At 41.7% G+C, this 22,365-nt stretch carries 18 protein-coding genes and 4 pseudogenes; 11 read left to right on the top strand and 11 right to left on the bottom strand.

Translation table 11 applies throughout. The annotated features are described in order from the left end of the window. The first annotated feature begins 175 nt into the window (after positions 1 to 175). From F7734_RS02580 to F7734_RS63020, 4 genes and pseudogenes are all read left to right on the top strand, one after another. Positions 176 to 1,408, top strand: coding sequence for a fasciclin domain-containing protein (locus F7734_RS02580; protein ID WP_155743250.1), 1,233 nt, complete (start codon positions 176 to 178; stop codon positions 1,406 to 1,408). A gap of 196 nt (positions 1,409 to 1,604) precedes the next feature. Next, entirely contained in the window at positions 1,605 to 2,879 is a 1,275-nt protein-coding gene (locus F7734_RS02585) for a DUF389 domain-containing protein (RefSeq protein WP_155743251.1), read from the top strand. Between the two features lie 553 nt (positions 2,880 to 3,432). Beyond that, positions 3,433 to 4,212 carry a M48 family metallopeptidase gene (locus tag F7734_RS02590; RefSeq protein ID WP_155743252.1) on the top strand — a complete coding sequence of 260 codons (780 nt, stop codon included), beginning with the start codon at positions 3,433 to 3,435 and terminating at the stop codon, positions 4,210 to 4,212. Between the two features lie 70 nt (positions 4,213 to 4,282). Beyond that, positions 4,283 to 4,512: pseudogene (locus F7734_RS63020) on the top strand (acyl-CoA desaturase); the annotation flags it as partial. A 120-nt stretch (positions 4,513 to 4,632) separates the two neighbouring features. Here the strand turns inward: F7734_RS63020 and F7734_RS02600 are convergent. Then, the gene (locus F7734_RS02600; protein WP_155743253.1) at positions 4,633 to 4,950 is read right to left on the bottom strand and encodes a hypothetical protein; all 318 of its coding nucleotides are present in this window, start codon (positions 4,948 to 4,950) and stop codon (positions 4,633 to 4,635) included. A 115-nt stretch (positions 4,951 to 5,065) separates the two neighbouring features. Here F7734_RS02600 and F7734_RS02605 point away from each other — a divergent pair, with 115 nt between their 5' ends. Then, entirely contained in the window at positions 5,066 to 5,275 is a 210-nt protein-coding gene (locus F7734_RS02605; protein ID WP_155743254.1) for a hypothetical protein, read from the top strand. A gap of 195 nt (positions 5,276 to 5,470) precedes the next feature. Here F7734_RS02605 and F7734_RS02610 read toward each other — a convergent pair whose 3' ends face one another. After that, on the bottom strand, positions 5,471 to 5,731 hold the full coding sequence (locus tag F7734_RS02610; RefSeq protein ID WP_155743255.1) for a hypothetical protein: 261 nt from the start codon (positions 5,729 to 5,731) through the stop codon (positions 5,471 to 5,473). A gap of 293 nt (positions 5,732 to 6,024) precedes the next feature. On the opposite strand from F7734_RS02610, the gene F7734_RS02615 reads away from it, so the two are divergent. Continuing rightward, positions 6,025 to 6,558, top strand: coding sequence for an alpha/beta hydrolase (locus F7734_RS02615; protein ID WP_155743256.1), 534 nt, complete (start codon positions 6,025 to 6,027; stop codon positions 6,556 to 6,558). A 390-nt stretch (positions 6,559 to 6,948) separates the two neighbouring features. Here the strand turns inward: F7734_RS02615 and F7734_RS02620 are convergent. After that, positions 6,949 to 7,731 (bottom strand): annotated as a pseudogene (locus F7734_RS02620) (HAMP domain-containing sensor histidine kinase); the annotation flags it as partial. Positions 7,732 to 8,060: 329 nt separating this feature from the next. On the opposite strand from F7734_RS02620, the gene F7734_RS02625 reads away from it, so the two are divergent. Next, positions 8,061 to 8,252: a hypothetical protein gene (locus F7734_RS02625; RefSeq protein WP_155743258.1), complete on the top strand. Its 192-nt coding sequence runs from the start codon at positions 8,061 to 8,063 to the stop codon at positions 8,250 to 8,252. Between the two features lie 69 nt (positions 8,253 to 8,321). On the opposite strand, the pseudogene F7734_RS02630 reads toward F7734_RS02625, so the two are convergent. Continuing rightward, positions 8,322 to 8,474: pseudogene (locus tag F7734_RS02630) on the bottom strand (DUF1816 domain-containing protein); the annotation flags it as partial. A gap of 1 nt (position 8,475) precedes the next feature. Between F7734_RS02630 and F7734_RS02635 the strand changes: the two are divergent. Continuing rightward, positions 8,476 to 8,967 (top strand): annotated as a pseudogene (locus F7734_RS02635) (MFS transporter); the annotation flags it as partial. Positions 8,968 to 9,319: 352 nt separating this feature from the next. Here F7734_RS02635 and F7734_RS02640 read toward each other — a convergent pair. Together F7734_RS02640 and F7734_RS02645 are read right to left on the bottom strand one after the other, a co-directional pair. Next, positions 9,320 to 10,162, bottom strand: coding sequence for a fatty acid desaturase (locus F7734_RS02640; RefSeq protein WP_038093672.1), 843 nt, complete (start codon positions 10,160 to 10,162; stop codon positions 9,320 to 9,322). Between the two features lie 497 nt (positions 10,163 to 10,659). Beyond that, entirely contained in the window at positions 10,660 to 11,085 is a 426-nt protein-coding gene (locus F7734_RS02645; RefSeq protein ID WP_155743259.1) for an S-layer homology domain-containing protein, read from the bottom strand. A 760-nt stretch (positions 11,086 to 11,845) separates the two neighbouring features. On the opposite strand from F7734_RS02645, the gene F7734_RS02650 reads away from it, so the two are divergent. Beyond that, positions 11,846 to 12,226 carry a sensory rhodopsin transducer gene (locus F7734_RS02650; protein ID WP_155743260.1) on the top strand — a complete coding sequence of 127 codons (381 nt, stop codon included), beginning with the start codon at positions 11,846 to 11,848 and terminating at the stop codon, positions 12,224 to 12,226. Here the strand turns inward: F7734_RS02650 and F7734_RS02655 are convergent. After that, on the bottom strand, positions 12,213 to 12,770 hold the full coding sequence (locus F7734_RS02655; RefSeq protein ID WP_155743261.1) for a hypothetical protein: 558 nt from the start codon (positions 12,768 to 12,770) through the stop codon (positions 12,213 to 12,215). The two genes, F7734_RS02650 and F7734_RS02655, sit on opposite strands and share 14 nt — an antisense overlap. Positions 12,771 to 13,204: 434 nt before the next feature. On the opposite strand from F7734_RS02655, the gene F7734_RS02665 reads away from it, so the two are divergent. Together F7734_RS02665 and F7734_RS02670 are read left to right on the top strand one after the other, a co-directional pair. After that, the gene (locus F7734_RS02665; protein WP_155743262.1) at positions 13,205 to 15,067 is read left to right on the top strand and encodes a response regulator; all 1,863 of its coding nucleotides are present in this window, start codon (positions 13,205 to 13,207) and stop codon (positions 15,065 to 15,067) included. 302 nt (positions 15,068 to 15,369) lie between these two features. Continuing rightward, positions 15,370 to 16,053: a general stress protein gene (locus tag F7734_RS02670; protein WP_155743263.1), complete on the top strand. Its 684-nt coding sequence runs from the start codon at positions 15,370 to 15,372 to the stop codon at positions 16,051 to 16,053. A 259-nt stretch (positions 16,054 to 16,312) separates the two neighbouring features. Here the strand turns inward: F7734_RS02670 and F7734_RS02675 are convergent, their stop codons facing one another. From F7734_RS02675 to hpnI, 4 genes are all read right to left on the bottom strand, one after another. Beyond that, positions 16,313 to 17,260 (bottom strand): glycosyltransferase family A protein, encoded by a 948-nt coding sequence (locus tag F7734_RS02675; RefSeq protein ID WP_155743264.1) that lies wholly within the window; start codon positions 17,258 to 17,260, stop codon positions 16,313 to 16,315. Between the two features lie 265 nt (positions 17,261 to 17,525). Beyond that, the gene (locus F7734_RS02680; RefSeq protein ID WP_155743265.1) at positions 17,526 to 19,130 is read right to left on the bottom strand and encodes a B12-binding domain-containing radical SAM protein; all 1,605 of its coding nucleotides are present in this window, start codon (positions 19,128 to 19,130) and stop codon (positions 17,526 to 17,528) included. Positions 19,131 to 19,159: 29 nt separating this feature from the next. Beyond that, positions 19,160 to 20,923 carry a glycosyltransferase family 39 protein gene (locus F7734_RS02685; RefSeq protein ID WP_155743266.1) on the bottom strand — a complete coding sequence of 588 codons (1,764 nt, stop codon included), beginning with the start codon at positions 20,921 to 20,923 and terminating at the stop codon, positions 19,160 to 19,162. 132 nt (positions 20,924 to 21,055) lie between these two features. After that, positions 21,056 to 22,225 carry a bacteriohopanetetrol glucosamine biosynthesis glycosyltransferase HpnI gene (hpnI, locus tag F7734_RS02690; RefSeq protein ID WP_155743267.1) on the bottom strand — a complete coding sequence of 390 codons (1,170 nt, stop codon included), beginning with the start codon at positions 22,223 to 22,225 and terminating at the stop codon, positions 21,056 to 21,058. Between the last annotated feature and the right edge of the window lie 140 nt (positions 22,226 to 22,365).

A 22,365-nucleotide genomic window follows, 5' to 3' on the forward strand; every position in this document is an offset into this window, starting at 1 on the left:
AAAATTCTATGACGCACAGCCAATAGTTATATATGTATCCAGTCCCCTCTGGAGACGGGGTTGAGTAAAAAAGTAGAGTTTCTCCTTTTACTTTTTACTGACCCTGCACCATAACACAGCAATTGTACTTGCGGTGAAGCTTGAAAGCTAGCCTCAGATTGAGAGGATATTAACGATGTGTAGTTTTTTACGTTGGTCATCAGGTAGTACCTTATTATCCATTGCTATGACAATAGGTGCAATGGTTCCTATAGCGATTTCTGCTCCTGCCATTGCTCAGACAGCTTCTCCATCTCTAAGTCAGAGTGTAGAAAACTTTTCTGACGTTGCACCTGATTACTGGGCACGTCCATTTATTCAAGCCCTAGCTCAGAGAAACATTATTACAGGCTTTCCTAATGGAACCTTTAGACCAGAACAACCTGTGGAACGTGCAGAATTTGCTGCAATGATTGCCAATGCTTTTGAGCAAAATCAAGTTCGACCGTTAGGTGATACTGGATTTAGAGATGTGCCTGCCGACTACTGGGCAGTTTCTGGTATTAGAGAAGCCTTTCAAACAGGATTTATGCAAGGCTACGGTGGTGGCTTGTTTTTGCCAGAGCAACCGATTCCTAGAGCACAAGCACTAACTGCCATAGCACGGGGATTGCGTTTGTCTGCTAAGGAGACACCCGCAAATACTCTCAGAACTTACTACGAAGATGCTGGATGGATACCAGCTTACGCCATCAATCCCATAGCAGCTACAACAGAGGCAAACATTGTTGTCAACTACCCAAATGTACGGACTCTCAACCCGCTTAAGACTTTAACTCGTGCGGAAGCAGCAGCATTGTTGTATCAAGCTTTAGTACAGCAAGGAGGCGTGGAACCACTAGCTAACAATGTTGCAGCTGCTAATTACATTGTGGGTCGTAATAATCCGGTTGGTCAAAATACAGCAACGACTTCCACAACTTCCACGACAGAGCCTGGGGACATTTATACCCTCTCTACACTGAATTTTACAACACTAAGTTCTGCATTTAAAGCAGCAGGTTTAGCAAATATTCTTAGAAATGGAGGTCCTTATACTGTTTTTGCTCCGACCGACAAGGCATTTGCTGCTTTACCTCAAGAAACTTTGAGCAAATTATTACAACCTGAGAACAAAGAAATCCTTGCTAGGATTTTGAGATATCATGTGGTGCCTGGTGAAATAACTGCCAATGAACTTAATGGTGGAGAATTGAAAACCCTTGCAAACAGACCTATTAATGTTAAAATTAATAGAGAGAGCAATCAAATTGCGGTCAATGATGCGAGTGTAATCCAGCCCAACATTCAAGCAAGCAACGGCGTTATCCATGCAGTTGATGAAGTGTTACTACCGCCTAACCTCGATTTAAATAAGTTAGGAAGGTAGGACAGCCTGATTTCTTTTAAAGAAGTTTATCGCAAACGCAGCAGTGAATGCGGCATTTTTGAACGAAACTAATGTAGGACGATCGTGATTGAGTTGGCTACAACTTCACTGGTTCCTAAAGATATCTCTAAATTCTTTCTAAGGATAGAGACAAAGTTCTCCTGCATTGCGAGATGGTTAGCGACAGGAGGAGATTATGCGCCAACTGATTATCCAAGTACCACGCGGACAAGGACAAAAGGTTCTTGACATTGCTAAGTCTGTTGATGGAGTGAACCTTGCCCAGTTCGAGGCAAAAGGCAGTGAGGAATTAATTGATGTAGTACTGGTTCACGTTTCCAATCAGCACGTTGAGAAGTTATTGGCAAAATTGGAAAACATATCAAAAGAGCACATTACACTGAGCCCCTCAGGTGTTATAGCTCTACATCCCCCAGAGAATGAAGCCCCTAATCAGGTCACAAATGTGGAGGAACGCAGCCCAATTGAAATATTTCTCTCTGGTTTGCAAAGTGTTGGTTCTTGGAAGGGTTTTTTAGGGTATGCAGCGGCTGCGGGTTTTGTTGTCTGGTCTGGTTTGTATACCAACACGCTTTACTTACTAACCGCAGCAATGCTGATTGCTCCATTTGCAGGTCCGGCAATGAATGTTGCAATTGCTACAGCTAGAGGCGATCGCCAACTTCTGGGGCGCAGTATAGTGCGTTATTTTGCAGCATTAGCAGTCACGATCGCGATCGCCGGAATACTCAGTTTAATCATGCGGCAAGAAATTCCCACAAGCTTGATGATTGAAAACAGCCAAATTTCCTCAGTAGCAGTGTTGTTACCTCTAGCAGCCGGGGCGGCGGGAGCACTAAACTTGATTCAATCCGAGCGAAGTAGCTTGGTTTCTGGAGCAGCAACTGGAATGCTAGTCGCCGCTTCTCTCGCTCCTCCTGCAGGTATTCTAGGTATGGCAAGTGTACTTGGGAGGTGGGATCTGGCTATTGATGCCTTGTTTCTCCTGTTACTGCAACTTGCGGGTATTAATTTAACAGCTGCGTCTTTGTTTCGAGTGTTTGGTTTGTCTGCACAGGGGGTACGCTACAAGCGGGGCAAAAGCTGGTTGTTTCCTGTAGCATTGGCGTGTACTGCGATCGTACTGAGTGGCTTGTTAACCTGGCAGTTTACCAATTCCCCAAATTTGCAACGCTCTTCCCTTGCTCAAAGAGCGAATGCAGAAATTCAAGAGGTTGTCAGTCAAAACCCTCTCGCCGATCTAGTAGAGGCAAATGTTCGTTTTACCCGTACCAATATAAAAGGTCAGAATACATTGCTCAGTGTCGTTTACGTTCAACGTCGCCCCGGTGTCACAGCATCTTCTGTTGAAATTCGCTCCCGCCTAACTCAAGCAATTCAAACTCGTTTACTACAACAAAACTTCAACATTACACCTTTAGTTGATGTCAGTGTACTTGAAAGTCGTTAATATAAAAATATAGAGTGGTTCCAATACTTGTCGCTTAAGCCTAAAAATACAAAAACACGTAGGTTGGGGAGCCACTCACATGCGGGGGTTTCCCCCGTTGAGTGAAGTGGCGTTTGAGGAACGAAACCCAACATTTACAGACATTTGTTGGGTTTCTCCATGGGAAAAGCCCAACCTACAAAAATTCTCAGCCCTTGCAGTATTGAGAGTGTTTCATTCTAGTATAGCAATTCCCACTTTCGTGAGTACAGGATATTGAAGTAACCTCAGCCTGTAGCCGATGGACGCAGAAAAATTTCTACCTTAGCAGTCTTCTCACTTCTTACCTCTGCGTACTCTGCGCCTAATAAGGTTAAATAAATTACTTTTAAACCGCTCCAGGCGCAGAGAGCGCACCAGAGAAGATGAAGAATTACCACCTAATGCAATATTTTATGAGTCATCTTGACAGGGCTAGCATTGCCCACCCTACTTACTAGGAAAGACTGTATACTAACTCAGATTGAAACTTCAACATCCAGATAAATAAACAAAGTATCAAATTGTTTTCATTATGTCAAATCGTTTTTCTAATTTTCACCTTCACCGTCGCTTTGCTTATCCTTGTTTGTCGCTTTTGATGGCACTTGGTATTGTTGTTGCTTCACCTGAAGCATCCTTAGCAATTCCTTGGTTGGAATTACTCCTGCAAGGCGCACAAGTCGTTCAGTTGTATAACATTTCTGAAGAAGAAGAAGTTCAACTTGGCCAACAGATTAATCAACAATTAATTAGTAGCGGTCAAATACAAATTTACCGCAATCAACAAGCTAATCGTTATGTGGCTCAAATTGGTCAGCGCTTGGCTGCAAATAGTACCCGTCCCAATATTCCCTACACATTCCAAGTCGTTCAAGACGACAGTATCAATGCTTTTGCAACTGCTGGAGGCTATGTATATGTCACCACTGGTTTATTGAGAGCAGCAGATAATGAAGCTCAATTAGCAGCTGTACTAGCTCATGAAATTGGTCATATTGCTAGCCGACATTCCATTGAACAAATGCGGCAAACAGCTATTACACGGGGTCTTGCCAATGCAGCAGGTTTAGACAGAAGTACTGCAGTTCAGTTAGGAGTTGAATTAGCACTGCAACGTCCTAGAAGCCGTAAAGATGAATACGAAGCAGACCGAAGGGGAATCCAAACTCTAGCACGCGCTGGCTACGATCCAAGAGCGATGATTGCATTTTTACAAAAGTTACGCAATCAACCGACTCCTCCAACATTTTTAAGTACACACCCTGCACCTGACGATCGGATTGCGGCTCTAAAACGTGAGATTGATTCTTAAGCTGCTTCATCATAAATCCTTAAAAACCGTTTCTTGGTGGAGAAGATTCCTTAGGGTTTGCCAAGAGAGATCGCTCCTATTGTGTGTTTTGGGTGGATGGAATTTTGTGCTCTATGGCATATTTGTTAAGTCGGTATTGCTTTGGCACAGTACTTGGTTGATTAACTCAGCAACTTACTGCTTTGGATATTGTAATTTCTCAAGGGATGATGGCTCTCGCAATCTTTGGTGGGCAGGCTTTTAACTTACGGAGAAGGTTGGCATAATAATCATCACGCTCACCCAAATGTGGCAAAAGCTTATGTTGAATACACAATTAAAAGGTCGTCAACAATTGCGTGCCTCCAACATAGCTGCCTTTTTTGTTGGGACTTACTCTTGCAAAAGATTTGTCAAAACTGCCCGAATCAGAAAGGTTAATTAATTCTTTTTCAGACGCAGACAAAAAGATAAACCCTGCTCACCAAGCCAGGTTGCTAGTTTGATTGACGCAAGGTTCGGTTCAAGATCCAAAGCCTTCGCAACGCGCTTGGCTAAACCATGTTCGTCATATTCGCCTTCAAGTCCCATATATTCTGGAGGTGGCGGCGGTTGATGCTCTCCTGCCTTCTCTCGCAGCGAACGATCGTACTTACCCGTCAGCCCTGGACTCATTTGCTCCTCAACCGCTTGAGGATTGTGGTTGTTGTTTTCTTGGCTGTCGGCTTCTTGTCCAAAGTGCCTTTCTAACCAACTCATAATTTCTTCCCTCCTTGGCAAATCTATTTCTTACGTTAGGTAATTTCTTCTGGGTGTTGCATCCCTCATTAGGAGTTAGTCATTGGGAAAAAAACCTAGATTTGTTGTCTGCTAATTGAATATCTCCGAATCACTACCAATTTGGCGAGCGCTTGAAGGAGCGGACGTTGAGAACAGCGGTTCCTTACACTTTAACAGCAAGGCAGACGGAAGTAGCACTGAGGTGAAAGTGATGATAGAATACAACCCACCGGGTGGCATGGCTGGAGCCTTGTTTGCCACAATCTTTGGCGAAGATCCAGATCGACAACTCCAAAAAGATTGATACCGCCTTAAGCAAGGCATTTTTAGGATTACTTGGAAGAAGCGAGTACCGATTTCAGCTAGGCAGGTAGAGGCGGCTACTGGTGTTTGAGATGAGTGTGAAAGTTATTCTTTGATGGAATGCCCAGTGATGGAATGCCCAGTGGCAACGATCGCTTTCTCTGCATTCGGTAGGCTTAATTTCATGGCATTGCCTTTAAATAGGTGGAAGACCCGTAGACTCTAATTGCTTCTCTGCTTGCACGGTTGCAGGTTCAACAAGAGCTTGGAATCCAAAGTAAGTTGCGATCGCAGCATCCTTCGCATTACCACCATAGCGAAGAATCATCCACCGGGCTTCGATTGCTGCAAGACACCCGGATTGATTGGCATCAATGTCATCTAGTGGAATAGTTCTGGCTCCACGGTGAACAATGATACAGCGATCGCATGACCTTTGGAAACGGTTGATCGTCAATGCTTATATGACGACGTTAGCATTTGCAGTGAATGGATCTGTTGTCTTAAGAGCATCCTTATCAGTATTTTGGGCAAGTCGTTTAAATCGTTGTGAGAAATCCGGAGTTAGTATGTCATATACAACTTTTGGGAGATGGTTTATAAAACAGCATCTCTTAACTTGAAAACATAGAAGGATATAGAAGGCTCACAAATTAATCCCTGTTAAGAGGTGAAAAATTATTTAACCATTTTTAAAATGAAATATTTCTAAAATATAAACATTTTTGATAAAAAAGAAAGAAGACAATAATGAAATACCTTGTTTCCATATTAAAAGACGCTGTTCCTTTACTTACATTTGTTAGTGTTGTCTTTTCTAGTACCAGTGCGTTCGCGGCAGAAACTGTTGTTTTTCAGTATGGTATTTTTCGTGAAACAATACCAGTAAGTGAACTAACAGCCTTAGCTGAAACTGGAGAGGTTTCGCCAAAGCTAAGGTTCTTTTTTAATCAGGCCGAGCAAGACCCTCAAGCAGTTCGCAATACCTTAACACGAGAAGTTAGTGCTAACCCAGTGACGTTGGATCGTGTACTGAATAATCGTATTGGTATATTTTTATTAGACCAGATTAGTCAGACAATTCATACTCCCTCAGGTAACGCAGACAGACAAGCTTTGCGATCGTCTTTAGTATTATCAGCTAGTAAAGACAACAAAGTATCGTTGATTGAAATCATCCAAAATTACCCAACGACAGAGGTTCACGTTGAGGGTAAACGTCTTGTCCGCACATATGAGCAACTCAGTCTTCTTGCAGAACGTTTAGAAAATTTTCTTATATAGCAATCCTATTTGAGATATAAACAGAAAAACTCTAGAAGGCTTGTAAATAAAAGCAGAGACAAATGTAGTGTTTGTAATTCATTGAGGAGCGCTATATTTTATGTAAGCACTAATACAGTGCAAGTGTAAATCAAACCAGGAAAAACCTTTGTCGTTGTAGAAAAAAATCAGCAAACCAAAAGGCACTGCGACCAGATATTCTTCATTTCTAAACCTCTAAAATCATTTTGCAAAAAGCGTTCTCAAGCAATCAAATATGCGTTTGTTGAGCGTTATTACCTTATTAAGTTGTTCACTTTAATACCTAGTGGGTCTATTTGCAAGCGTTTTCCATTGTCCGCCCTTAAATTCATTTTTCTCCTCTTGGCTGATTTCTCTTTTCTCTTTCTTCTATTTTGGGATTGGCAGCTTTACTGTAAACGTTGCCCCTTGTCCTATTCCGGAGCTATGGGCACCGATAGTACCGCCGTGCATCTCTACTAAATGACGTGCGATTGCTAAACCCAATCCTAGCCCCTTATTTAAGCGAGTACTTGTGCTATCTGCTTGGCGGAAGAGGTTAAAAACATACGGTAGAAAGTCAGCACTCATACCTTTACCCGTGTCGCTTACAATGATTTGTGCAACTGTTGGGGAGTGAGGAGATTGCTCCTCACTCCCTACTCCCGATTCCCTGCTCTGTTCCTTTGATAATCGCACATAAACCCGTCCGCAATCGGGTGTGAACTTAATTGCATTAGAGAGTAAATTTAACACGACCTGTTGCAAGCGGTCTGAGTCGCCCCAAATTGGCTCTACTGATATATCAAACACGGACTCAAGTTGAATAGCCTTGGTATCTGCGGCGGGCTGCACAGCCTCAATCGCTACTGTCATCACTCCAACTAAGTCAACCCAGTCGCAGTTCAACGAGAGTTCTCCCCTGATAATACACGAAACATCAAGGAGATCGTCGATTAGTTGCATCTGCAAGTTGGCGTTGCGCTCAATCGTCTCAAGCGCGAGAGTTGCTTTTTCCGAATCTAACATACCTGTTTGCAACATCCCAACCCACCCAAGTATTGCAGTCAAGGGAGTGCGTAGTTCGTGGGAAACTATAGCTAAGAACTCGTCCTTTAAACGGTTTGCGTTTTCTGCTTGGGCGCGTGCGGTTTGCTCTTGCACTAACAGTTGGTTGCATTCATACCAAGAACTAACCGTGACAATGACAACCGCTAAAAACAATGGGTAAAGGGCAAACTTCTGCAGCCCCCACAGCCGCTTTATTCATAGCACAGCAAGTATTACCCCTACTATAACAATGCTATAGCGTTGTAACTGGGAGCTTGTCAATTTCAACATATTTTGTTCTCACCAAATTGCAAGTTTGCCTGGAGCAGCTAACAACTACTAAGTAATTTAATTATTTATGTTTACGAGTCCCTACAGTCACCAATTCTTAGCTCTTGTTTACTGTATTCTAACTGTTTCCAGAGCACCTTAATTCGCTCGTAGGTTTTTTCATGAGGGACAAAGTGCTAATTCTATGTCCTGCATACGTTGCTGGAAAAATTGGTGTTATTGTCGATAGAGAAATGCTTTCTCGTGCTAAATTTAGCGGTCGGTGGCTCATTCAAGTAAATTCTGAAAATATTGTGGTGTCGTTAACTCCAAAAGAATTTGAAGTAGTTAACGATGAAAATGAAATATTTTAGATGGGTTGTATTCCATCGTCACTTTCACCTTGGTGCTAGTTCAACACAGGGCAAATACAAATGATTGATTTAATCCTCTTCATAATTGATTGTCAACACGCTTGGCTTAAAGCGTTTGATAGTGACTTCTGTCAAGCGTGCTCCCTCGCTTTCAAGGTCTTCGATATAGCCAGGACGAGCAACCTCTGCTTCTGAAGCACTAGAGAAAGGACCAAAATAATAAAGGCTTCAGCAAAGGGTACAAGCAGCGAACGACAGGAGTTTTGCAAGAATTCGCACCTATCTTAACTCTCTCAATCGACCCGAACTCAATTATGAAGATATTCAACAAGACTTTGCTAAATTGTTTGACGATCCGCAAGCGGGATTTGATGCATTGCGCGATGGCCTCAGTCAGTTCGATCGTAATACTCTAGTCGCCATCCTCAGTTCTCGTGAAGATATTTCTCAGGAAGATGCTAATCAAATTATCAACCGTATTGAAGCGGCAAGGGATAATGTATTGCACCAAGCCAAACGCATCCAGTAGGAAGTTAACAAACGCCTTTCTGACATCAAAGAGCAAACTAAAAAGCAAGCAATAGAAACTAAAAAAGCTGTTGCAGGCGCTGCTTGGTGGCTATTTAACACGGCTAGTGTTTCTCTAGTTGCTTCAGCAATAGCCGGTGCTTTAGCAGTTAATGGTCTTAACTTACAGCATTTTTTAGGTAAATGAAGTACATCGGTAGGGGCGCGGCGCAAGAGCGCCCTTACAACAGTCTGTACCTCCTCCGCGTTGCAATCTGCTGTATTTGTTGGTTAAAAATTTTGCAATTTCCGTTTGAAAATTTAGCCTTTCTGTTGAAAGGCTTTTTTATTGTGGCATTAACAGTCGAACCCAAGTAACTTCCCAACATTCAAACTTGGTAACCATAGTTCACCTACGCCACCAAAGGAGTTTTGTTGTTATAACTGTCAAGAGGAAATTGAAGCGAATAAGTAAGCACGCTTACGCCTGTTCGCTGTAGCCAATTGTTGAGAACACTTTTTGGATTGACTTTTTCTACTATGGGACAAACCTCCAGTTGTCAAACTGTGGGCGGTAAAACAATTCTTTGCGCTAATCCCACTTGCTTCAGGCTGACGATCGCCCACCAAGTCATATCAATTTCCCACCATTTCCAGCCCGCTTTTGCTACGTTAGGATAGGCATGATGGTTGTTGTGCCAACCTTCTCCATAGGTAAGAATTGCTGCCCACCACAAGTTCCGAGAGTTATCGTCTGAGTCATGGCTGCGGTAGCCAGTGATGTGGCTAGCAGAGTTAATCAACCAGGTGCTATGCCAAAGTAGAACCGATCTGACAAAGAGTCCATAGATTACAAAAGACCACCCGCCTAGCAGGTATAGCCCAACTCCAAGCGGAATTTGCAGCAGGAGAAAGTAGCGATCGAGCCAACGATAAAATGCATCTTTTGCTAAATCTGGTGCAAATTCCCGATTGGATTCGTACTCCAAAAACTCTGGACGTTTGTAGAGTATCCAACCCATATGGCTCCACCAAAATCCTCGTTTTGCTGAGTAGGGATCTTTATCAAGGTCTTCGGTGTATATGTGATGCCTACGATGCCCCGCAACCCAAAAGATTGGACCACCTTGTAATGCAAGGCAACCCAGTAGCGCAATGGCGTATTCCAATCCCTTTGGAACCTGCAAACTGCGATGCGTCAGCAACCGATGATATCCCAGGCAAATGCCAATACTACCCAATAACCAGTGCAAAAAGATGGCAACTCCCAGAGCAGACCAGGAGAAAAACCAGGGAGCTAATAAAGCCAGGGCATGAACTGCTGCAAAAAACGCTACACTCGTCCAATCCAACGCGAGTGGCTGACTGTCATTGTGGTCAGTATCAACGATATTGAAAGTCATAAAATTCTACTAACTACTCCTTGGCTTGATCTATCTACTTATTACGCTTTCAGGCTAATCAGGAATCATGCTGCTAATACTCCATCCAACGATTGAAGCACTTACCCTACTAAGGAATAGAACTTTGTAACATTCCATTGTGATGGACAATACTAAGTAAATGGTTTTACTTGTTTGACAATTTGATCGTGATACTCTAATCGCCCTCTAGTTGCTTCAGCAATAGCTGGTGCCTTAGCAGTCATTTAAGATGAGTTGACAACATCCTTACTTAGTAAACCACAAACTTTGGGAAATGAACGTAAAATCAGGGTTTCAGCCTTTATGGACAAGGAGGTAAACGAGCAACGTTTGCAGAGTGGGAATTTAAACAAGTATCGCTTTTAGCATCGTCCTTAGATTATTAGACGGTATTTTCCCTTGCACCACTGTTAATTATTGTTATTGCAACTGTTGGTGCAGTTTTCGGGGAAGCAGCAGTCAAGCGTGAAATTGTCTTACAAGTTCAAAATTTTGTTGGTTCTCAAGCCGCGCAAGTCATCGAAACAGCGATCGCCAATACAAAACAACCCGATATCGATTCTAAATCCAGTGTCACCTAAGGGTCGAACTTGTTCCTGGTCAAAAGCCCTAGCAATCATAGCCGCAAATTCTGCGCGTTCTACAGGCTGCTCCGGTCTAAAAGTTCCATTGGGAAAGCCTTCAATGATTCCTTTCTGAGTGAGAGTTTCAATGTATGGTTTTGCCCAGTAACTAGGTGCAACATCAAAATAGTTAATGTCTGAATAGTTAACACCTGGATTCGATGTTGGAGATGGAGTTGGAGAAGGTGTTTGAGCAAGTACGGGAGCAGCGATTGCACTGACTGTCATGGTAACAGATAGCACGACGCTACCTGATAAATAACGTAAGCAATTAAACATCGTAAACATTCCTCCAATGGTAAGATGAATTTTTGGGCTTCACCTCAGTACAACTTTTGTATCGAAGATGCAATAAATCAAAAGAAATAAAAGGGGTGTATTGACCTTACACCCCGTCTTCAGAGGGGACTATATAGATAAAATTTGACTATACATCTGATAAAGTTCATTTTCACTTCATTTCGACTCTTAAAAATGCAACAATCTAGTGCTCTTTACCTAATACAAATTGGAAAAAAGAAAGCAATAGAATAAATAAATAGAATAGTGAGTTGAAATTAAGTAAGACCTACGAGGATTTTTTAATACCTATGGTATAAATTCTAAAATTTTTTCTCAACTTCACCTAACTATTTATAGATTAAAAAAAGAAGTAGTAAGTAGGGGGTAATGAAGGAAGATTTCATACATTCGTGTTGAGCTATTATTTGTAGGTGTCTAATTTGAAGATATCTCTCAATAGTGGAAAAGTTGTGGAGTTCCCTCGCAATATGTCAAATTAATTTGATCGAGAACCGATTGGTTAGAATTGCCTCAACTTTTTTTCAACACAAATAACTAACCAATAGAGGAGTCAGCGATTTACAACAGGTACTACGCTCTAAAGTTGATGTTATTAATTTATTAATTTATCCACTTCTCCACAAGTTTTCCACTATCTAAAGTTATATTCCTGCCATAATCACTCACCCATAGCTAACCAAAGCACAGTGTATGATGACGTTGCAAAATATTTACACGTAGCAGACATTACAAACTGATGAATAAACAGATAGGACACACACGTTGGGCAATAGCTGAAGGTTATATTCCAGCATATAGTCATGGATCAGAACCTCAATTCACTAGTCATGAAACAGCTTGTCTGTTGAATACTTCAGACAAAGATGCTCATGTAGAAATTATGATTTATTTTAGCGATAAAGAACCTGTTGGACCGTATCACGTAACGGTTCCTGCAAGACGCACCAAACATATGCGTTTTAACGACCTGACTGACCCAGATCCCATTCCTCGCGATACTGACTACGCGTGCGTTATTGAATCTGATATTCCGATTGTTGTTCAGCATACTCGACTTGATTCCAGACAATCTGAGAATGCTTTAATTAGTACCATTGCTTATGCTAGCAGTCACTAAAAACACAGAGCCATGCAAAATATTTCGTATAAAAACGCAATTGTTTACTCCCTGTAAATTCAAATACGCTTGTTGCAATTACTGTTGAAAGGATTGGAAAATGCTTACACCAGTTTTCACTTAAATGAACCACATTGTTTATAAGGGCTTCCTCCTCGCAGTCAACCTTAACGAGTGTTGCAGCATAGTTAGCCTGTTCGAGCGTTTCTGCAATGACAACGCCAATGTGCTGACCGTGGTAGTGAATTGTTTCGCCTTGCAACGGAATCAGTCTCTGACCCGTTTTGCCTTGAGTTGGTTTCAGATCTTCTGGTATTTCGTTGAGCTTTGGTGCATTGAGGTGTGTCATGACAGCGAGGACACCAGGTAACCTTTCTGCTGCCTGAGTGTCAATTTTGCGGATACGCCCTTTAGCGATTGTACTTTGTAAGATGACGGCGTGAGCCAGTTGCGGTAGACTAAATTCGGCTGTGTACTTCGCTGTTCCAGTCACTTTGACTCGTCCGTCAACGCGATCGACAGCTTGACCAATAAATTCGCCCATGTTTGTTTCCTTCACAATTCTTTGTTTCTCACGCTATTTCTGCCAACATTGACAATGCCCGCACTATCGTTCTTTGTGCTAAATCTACCTTAAATTGGTTGTGCTGGCGCAGTTGGGCATCGTGAACGGTTGCAGTGGCGGCTTGCTCGAAAGTGTTACGATTTGGTGGCGAACCAATGAGAATTTGTTCTGCTTCGTGCGCTCGCCAATGTTTTGTACCAACACCACCGAGTGCTACCCTTGCTCCTTGAATCGTACCGTCAGAGCATCAGTACAGTAGCTAAAATGGGGCACTCGTCCTTTCATCTTGCTTTTGATAGTGCTTTGGATCTTTCCTAGCTCGTGATAGATGTCAGATGGCTGTGAACAAGACATAACTGATTGTAGAGATTGGTATTAACGAGCGGGGGTGCTTTTAAAAGCAAAGATTCGACATGAGAATTCTCTTAGTTGAAGATGATAATTTACTTGCTCAAGCTGTTGCGGCATATCTCACAGAACAACGTTATGTGGTTGATATTGCTGTTGACGGTCAAGATGGTTGGGAGTTGGCGGCGGTCTGCAACTACGATCTAATTTTACTAGATGTCATGCTACCTAAGATAGATGGCATAAGTCTTTGTCGGCAATTGCGTCAAGACGGCTATCAAATGCCTATCCTGCTGCTTACGGCAAAGGACACCAAAACTGATAAAGTTATGGGTTTAGATGCTGGAGCAGACGATTATTTAGTTAAACCTTTTGACTTTCAAGAGTTAGCAGCCCGTATTCGTGCTTTACTCCGTCGGGGAAATTCTTCCTTACCTCCTATTCTAGAATGGGGAAATTTGCGCCTCGATCCCAGTAGTTGTGAGGTGAGTTATGCAAGCGAAGCCTTGCATTTAACATCAAAGGAGTTCAGTATTCTGGAGCTTTTTTTACGCAACAGCCAGCGCGTATTTAGCCGAAGTGCCATCATCGATCAACTCTGGAGTGCTGATGAAGATCCGCCAGCAGAAAACACAATTAAGTCTCATATTAAAAGTCTGCGGCAGAAGTTGAAAGCAGCAGGTGCATCCTATGATTTCATTGAAACGGTTTACGGATTGGGTTATCGCTTAAAGCCTCTGTCTCACGAACAAACTTCTCAGGTTTCCGAAAAAGAGCCCAATTGGATACAGCAGCAAGCTCTGTTGGCAGCCTTTGATAAGGCGCGAGAGGATTTTAAAGCTAAGGTTGCAGAGCGCATTGCAGTTCTAGAACAAGCAACCAATGCTTTAAGAAAAGGTGTCCTTGATGTCCAACTACGACAAAACGCAAGGGAAGAAGCACACAAGCTAGCAGGTTCCTTGGGAAGTTTTGGTTTTGCCAATAGTTCGCATTTAGCTTATGAGGTAGAGCATTTGCTTGAAGGTGAAGCACTTATCGATCGCGTTCAAGCTCTATACTTGTACGAAGTTGTGATGAAGATGCAGCAAGAAATAGAGCAAAATTCGGTCGAACCAAGCTTTGTTGAGCCACTGCCAACTGAGCAATGCCAGAATGTGCTATTGGTGGTTAGTGGCGATCGACTTGTCGTTGAGTCGTTGGCAAAGGAAGCTGCTTACTTCAATTTCCAAGTAAAAACTGTTACAGATACTGCCAATGCCAAACGTGCGCTCGACAATGCCCAAACCTTTGATGAAACATCCGAGCGTTTTTATGCAGTGATACTTGACCTCTGTGGTTCTCATAACGTTCGGGAAAGTTTAGAGCTTGTAGCAGAATTATCCAATCAAACACCACCAATACCAGTGTTGGTGTTTGTAGACCGAAATGATTTTACTAACCGCATAGAAGTAGCAAGAGCAGGTGGAGGTGGTTTTTTAGACAAATCTATGCCTCCCAAGCAAGTGTTAGAGCAAGTTATCCAACTACAACGCCCAAGCATTACTCAGGCAAAAGTCATGATCGTAGACGATGACCCACATGTGGTGACCCTTATACAGAAATTACTAGAGCCAGTGGGACTGAAATTAGCAACTCTTTGCGATCCGCAGCACTTTTGGGAAATCCTGACAAAATTTTCTCCGGATTTACTGCTTCTAGATGTAAAAATGCCGAATATCAATGGTATCGAGTTATGTCAGGTGGTGCGTAATGACCCGCACTGGTGCAAACTTCCAGTGCTATTTCTGACTGCTCACACAGAAGTAGAGACTGTTGAGCAAATATTTGCAGCAGGTGCTGATGATTGCGTGAGCAAGCCGATTGTAGGAGCACAACTGGTCACTCGAATTCTCAATCGGTTACAACGAACCGAGTTGCTTGGGAACTAGCTAAATATTTTGGTAACACTGCTCAACATTCCACCAGTTTTCCACTTTTTGAAGGTATTGTCAAACCAGAAGCATTTGCTATTTTAGCCTAACTGAAATGCTCATAAGTAGCTCAAACAAATGAAATGTAAGATGCCTTAGGCTTGTAGTTGGGATTTATGCGTTCGCCGCCCTTGCGTGCTGTAGGCATAGACAGCGCAACTACGAACATCTTATGTTTTTTTAGGTTGAACTGCTTATTAAGAAGATTGGTGGTGCTTCTGTAAGAGTTAACATATTTGTCAATCTTGTAAGGAGGAAAAATGGCACTTCAACAACGTAAACGTGCAGTTGGTACATTTTCTAGCAGAGAAGAAGCCGAAGCGGCGTTAAATGACTTGAGAAGTTCTGGTTTCAACATGGATAGAGTTTCTATCTTAGCAAAGAAGTCAGAGCACAATGACCAAATTGCAGGAGCCGATGTCAAAGACCGTGGTGATGATGAAGCTCAAGAAGGTGCTGGGATTGGTGCAGTAGCAGGTACCGTCTTAGGTGGTCTCGGTGGCTTACTCGTAGGTCTTGAAGCTTTAATTATTCCAGGAGTTGGTCCTTTTCTCGCAGCTGGAACCATAGCAACAACCTTGGCTGGTGCTGGGATAGGTGCAGCCGCAGGAAGCCTTGTAGGAGCGCTAACTGGTGCTGGGATTCCTGAAGAGGATGCTCGAGCCTACAGCGATCGCATATCTCAAGGTGACTACTTGGTGATGATTGAAGGCACGGAGGATGAAATTAACCGTGCTGGCTCCATTTTACGAAATCGGAATATTCGTAATTGGAACATATATGGCGTATCTCACGAAGGACAGAATTACACTTCTGATGTTGCTCCTCCTATAGGTCGGGCTTCAGATAGATACGAAGATAGAACTGCTCCTGGATATGAAGAGAGAATTGCCACTGAAGATGAACCTGTGACAATTGTAGATAAGCGAGAGCAAATACACTAGATTCTTTCTCTCAAAAATGGCTCGTATCATGTTCGGAGACATAAATTATTCATCTTGTGGAACGGGCGGTGAGCCTAGTCCTGTAGCGGCTTTCCCGCCGTAGGGAACTAGCATATAGCCCTTGTGGGCATAGCTTTCAGTGTCGCGCTAGCGACGAGAGCGTCTCCGTAAAGAGATACCCGTAGGGGACGCCCGTTCTATATTAAAGTCTAATATGGCATCACACTTTGCAATATTTTGTCAACATGACGCTGCACCATTAGCTATTTTTAAAACGAGCCACAATGTAACCAACAAAAATCAGAAACACTGCCGTTATAGCAATTGGAATTGCAAAAGGTAAGTAAATTAAGTGAAGTGGATTATAAGATAACATTTTCCCTAATCTATCAAAAAAGACTTGTAACTTCCCTTTAAATCCAGAGATAGATTCTTGATAATTCCCTGGCACCTTACCCCGTGCCAACAAATTTTTTTGCCAGTAATAATCGCAACCAATCAGGAAAAAACGTTGGAAAAAATGAGATAATCCATTTGGCGGTGCGTGAGTTGCCCTAGCTAGTGGCTGTCGCCAAAGAGAATAACCGTTAGATAGTATATTTTGAGCGTGAATGACACAATTTCCTCGATAAAGTGGAAGCTCAACTGGAATGGGATACTTTAGGAGAAAATTCCGTCGAAAAGCTACATTATTTAGAAAATACTGAGAGGTTTTTGTTAAATTTTTCTGCCCTGAGTACTGAGGAAAGATATAAGTTAAAGCCATTGCAGTCCCGTAAGGTCCCCAACCTCTTACTGTTGTTTCTCCTGCTACAACTTGGATATTACTGTCCAAAACAAACGGAGTTAGAAGATTTCTCAACCAGTTTTTCTCATAAATACAATCTGAATCGCAGTAAACAATAATTTCCGCTATAACAAGTTCCGCTCCTATCATTTTTGCTTTGTAATAGCTAGTGTCCGATGGCACTTGATGAACTACAATCCAAGGACACTTCTCTTGTATTTGCTTCAGTTTTTCCTGTGAGAGATCGCCGCTATCAATTAGCAAAACTTTAGGAATATGAGTATGAAAAATGTCTTGATTTGTAATAGAAGTTAAAGAATCACAAAAATCAGAAATGTCAGCATTTGCCAAATTTTCCGTCTCTAAAACTAAAGAAAAACTTGGTAACTCTATTACAGGCAATGCTTCCGCTTGTCCCATTTGTTGACCTTAACAAAATTAACTATAGCAATTCCGACTTTCATAAGGTACAAGATAATGAATTAACCGCAGCCTGTAGCTGACGAACGCAGACAAATTTGTACCTCAGCAGATTAGGAAACACTATATATAATCTTGAATCTAGCAAAAGCTATTTATTTTTTTTATAACTTTCGATACTTAAATAAATTGTTATTGAGCAATGTTAATCCTACACGAAAGTACAACTTCATCTGCGTGCATCGGCTACAGGGTGCGGTTAATATTAAACTTCAACTGACACTTCCTGACGGACTTTCTGAGAGTAAAAAGAAGCAGATTCATCTCCGCGATCGCACTCTTGAGCAAACTTAATCAGATGGTGTCCCACAAGCCCAACATGAATTAAACCTTCTATATTGCCAGTTTTTAATGCTGGTATTGCCATATTCCAGAAAATTTTACGATAATTACCAAAAACACCCACTCTAAATATAATATTTAACAAAATTGTCAAACCTTTTTTGATATTATCCCAAGAAGTGCGGGCAGGGCTGTTAGGAACTGCGATGCGATTGGGATAAGTATGCTGCATATTATAAGCAAATCGCTGATACAAAAATTCTGGTTTGTATGCTTCTGTAATACAGCGTCGCCACATATTAATAACCCGTTCGTAAGGCATTAAAAAATTAATATTTGATTCTCGATTTTCTTCAAACACGAGCCGTCCTTCTCGTTCCAACCGTCGCCATAGTGGAGTTTTGGGTAATGCATAAAGTAGGTTAATGGTTAACATGGGAATCTGAGACAGCCGAATGAATTCGAGAATTCGATCTGGCGTGTCAGGTGTATCGGTATCAAATCCTATAATGATTCCTGATACGACTTCCATGCCATAACTATTCAAAATTTTAATTGCGTCTAGAATTGGTATACTAAGATTTTGTGTTTTAGAAATCGCTTGGAGAGCATCAGTTTCTGGCGTTTCAATACCACAAAAAACGGTACAAAAATAAGCTTCTCGCATCATTTCTAACAATTTGGGGCTTTGTGCCAAATTGAGTGTTGCTTCACAGGCAAATTGAACTGGATATCCATTGCGTTTTTGCCAGTCGATCAGATGAGGAAGCAACTTTGTGATGGCACGGCGATCGCCCACAAAGTTATCATCGACAAAGTAGACTGCACCTGGATTGCCAGATGCGAGCATAGCATCAAGTTCGACTAGAACTTGCTCTGGTTCTTTAAGACGAGGGTTGCGTCCGTATAATTCAGGAATATCGCAAAATTCACAACGGTAGGGACAACCACTAGAAAACTGAACATTTGCAAGAAAATAATGTTTGAGATTTACCAAATCATATGCTGGAATAGGAAATTTGTTCAGAGGTAAACGTTCTTTAGTTTCAAAGCGAATTTGCTTTTCGGGGCGTGTCACGTGTGTATCCAAATATTCAATCATTTGGTCAGTCGCATCCCCTAGTTCTCCTAAGTGTAAAATATTAAAATCGGGATAATACTCCGGGCAACTAGAAACAGAAGGACCTCCCACAACTGTTATTTTGCCTTCCTTGTGAGCGATTTCATTAATTTGATTAATCTGTAGGCGTTGAATGTGCATTCCACTCACAATGACTACATCAGCCCATTGGTAATCCAATCTTTTTGCCACTTGTACGTTTTCATCAATAAATCGAACCTCCCACTGTTTGGGTAAATAAGCAGCTACAACTAAAATACCTTGTGGTGGCATAAAAGCTTTAACACAACTCATCAAGGGGTAAGCATGATGGAAAGTTCCAAATGACCGACTGTATTTAGGGAAGATACATAGAATACGTCGGTGATGACGCGGAATGTAGGTTACAAGCAAATCCTGTGGAATCATAACTTAAGGTGTGTTTGACAGATTAGTAATTATAATAGTGGTCTGTTGGTAAAAACACTTTTGCCTCCCTTTTCTACAACAAAAAATGTAGGTAAAGCCAAATTTTTAAGTAAAGTTTCTTTTTTAGGATTTTCAGTAAACAAGAAAATTCGGTCAGAGCTTCTCCACAAACGCCGAATATCTTCATCATTCAAAAATATGGCTGGAGTATCCGGGTAACGAGAACCAAACTCCATTGTTAGAGTACGACCATTGAGAAGATAGATGGGTTGGTTAACATAGAAACGGAGAGATGAACCTGTTTCGTAATTGCCATTGAGGACAATTTTCGCATTTGGTTCCCATCGCTGTTTAATTTCCTCAGCTAGAATCCGCGACGACAGTACAGGCTCGAACTTAATGTACGCTTGGTTAGCACAAATAAAGAGTAACCCCATAGTCATCACCATGACTGTTACTGTATGTATGTGTTGTTTGTTATGACGGAACCAAAATGCTAGTAGAAAACCTAAACCGAGAATGAAAGCCGATCCAATGGCAGGATCGCGTAATTCTGCCAAAACGTAAGGAGTGAAGTCAAATAAATGTCCGAGAGCTATTGTATATCTTTTGTCATCAGAAGAGGCTATATTGAGAAAAGACGAAATATCTCCTGTTGCTTGGACGTTGCGAACCTTCCAAAGTAGTATTGCCATTATGGTAGCAAAAGCTATCCCAAAAATGGCTAAAATACCATTCATCCATATTAAATATTTTCTCGTTTTTATTCCTTCTTCAGCTTCAGTTAAGGCAAGACTTAATAACAGAGCAAGAGCTGGGTAAGCTGGAAATGTGTAATACTCAAGACCGCTAGAGATGCTAAAAAAAACAAGAATAACTCCCGCCCACAACCATAAGTAAAGATTCACTTGCATCTTCTTGTTTGCTAGAGCTTTCCAACGAGGTCGCTGTGTTATAAGTAGTGGAAATCCCAAGCTCCAAGGAAATAACCAAACTAAGTGCAGCAACCAGTAATTTAAAGGAGGCAGTTTGCCATAGTCCTTGGGATAGCGTTGTCCAAGAAATCGTAAGAAATGCTCGTTAACAAAGTAATACCAGAAAAAATGTTCGTTGCGAATCCCAACAAGAATATGCCACGGCACTGCAATGACTAGGAACAAGATACTACCTGAAAATAATCGTAGTTCTCTCCAAGCTGCAAGGTTACCAGTTAATAAAAGAAATAAAAATATAGGACTAACTGTTAAGACAATACCGATTAGCCCTTTTGTTAACACTGCTAATGCTATGGCAATATAAAATCCATAATAAAATCTTTTGGATTTACCAGTACCAAAAAATGCTTTTAAGAAACAAAAGTGTGCGGTAGTAAATAACAGAGTTAAAAGTGCCTCTGGGATCATGAAGCGAGTAAATAAAAACATCCCACAACAGAAAATCAGAGATGCAGCAGCATAAAGACCCACTTTCCGTGAGTAAGCCCATTTCCCAAAAGTATATGTCATCCAACCTAAAAGCACGATCGCAACAACAGTAGGAAAACGCACGGCAAAAGCATTGAAACCAAAAACTTGATAAGCACTGGCAACTAACCAGTAAAGTAGAGGTGCTTTTTGTAGATAACGAACTCCATTAACATGCATTGTTATCCAGTCGTTCCGTTGTAGCATCTCTCTGGCTGCTTGAGCGTGCGTGCCATCAGCATTATCAATGACAGAAGGTTCAAAAGAAATGGAGAGGTAAATAATCGCAATAAAAACAAGTAACAGAACGATTGGTACGTGTTTCCGCATAAACTTATTTCTATCTATAGCCTTTCTCAGTCTAATGAGGTACACCCCCCTTTCATCCCCCCTTGCTAAGGGGGGACAGAGGGGGGTAATTTTTGTACCTCACCAAGTTGAAATTTGCTGAAATTACTTAATCTAAGCTGATAAAACTTTTGTAGAATCTACTGTGAGTAGTATTAATTTACCACTTCTGGTTAGCTTCAATTTTCTACCCCGCCACTTGAAGGTACTGCCAATAAATCCATAGCACCACAATCCAAAACTTAAGAGATCTCGTAAAGGTACTAGTAACAAAAATTTTCTAGCTACTGGATCTTTTAGGCTTTTAACTCCAATCGCCCATGCCATGATGAATCTTGTCATCAATACGATCCCCGGTATTACCCAGGAAAAAATCGCTCCGTATGTTGCTATTAAAAATAATATACTGATGGCTGTGCCGTAAGTAAAGATAAGACCTAAATAGCCCCAAGGACGAGAAACTCTCGTACAGCAATTCCAACGGATTTGGCGATGGATTAAGTCAGCTAAGTTTTCGGTGGCGATCGTATGGTCAATAATGTAATCTGAGAGCATAACCTTATAGCCTGCTCGATCGCTAAGATAACCGAGTTGAAAATCGTCTGCTAAGTAATCAGCAATTGCTTGAAACCCTCCTATCTCCTCAAGAGTTGTTGTGCGGATTGCAAGAGTTGGACCGAGAGCAAACTTCATTCCTTCTAGAAATCTTGCAACTAAAACACCAGCAAGGTATTCAGTTGATATCCCAATAGCTTCAAAGATTGCTATCCATCCTCGAACTTGGGGACGGTACAAGCAAGTTACAACTCCAACACTAGGATCTTTCATTGGTTGGATAACCCGCTTTAAGTAATCCGGTTGAACGCGGATATCACTATCTGCAAGAAGTAAGAGTGGATACTTAGCTTTGGTTTGTGCGTTAGCTAAGTTGCTTACCTTAAGATTGGTACCGATAGTGCGATCGCTAATAACCAGACAAATATCTACTTCTGGGAAGTCATTAACAATGGTTTTGACGACTTCTACACAGGGATCGCGTTCATCACGCACGCTAAAGATAATTTGATATTCTGGATAGTCTTGTTTGCAAAATGAGGCAAAGTTTTCATATGTCTCAATATCAAGACCACAAATAGGTTTCAATATAGTGATGGGTGGGTGAAAGTCGATATCAATTTGCGGAGTCAATGAAAAGAACTTAATTGCTGCATAAATGGCATAGCAGTTATACCAAATCGCTGACAAACACAGCACCCCGAGCAAACATTGGTAAAGATATAACATTTGATTTCCTAGAGTCGCTATTACAAATCTCCAACTTTCTCTTGTTTTAAGTCATGTTTTTGTGGTGTGCAGAGCAGCGCCGTGCGGTGAAGCTAGCCCTGCTGGCGGGTTTCCCGCGCCCTGGGGACTGGTGAACCCGA

The sequence above is a fragment of the Scytonema sp. UIC 10036 genome, assembly GCF_009725235.1.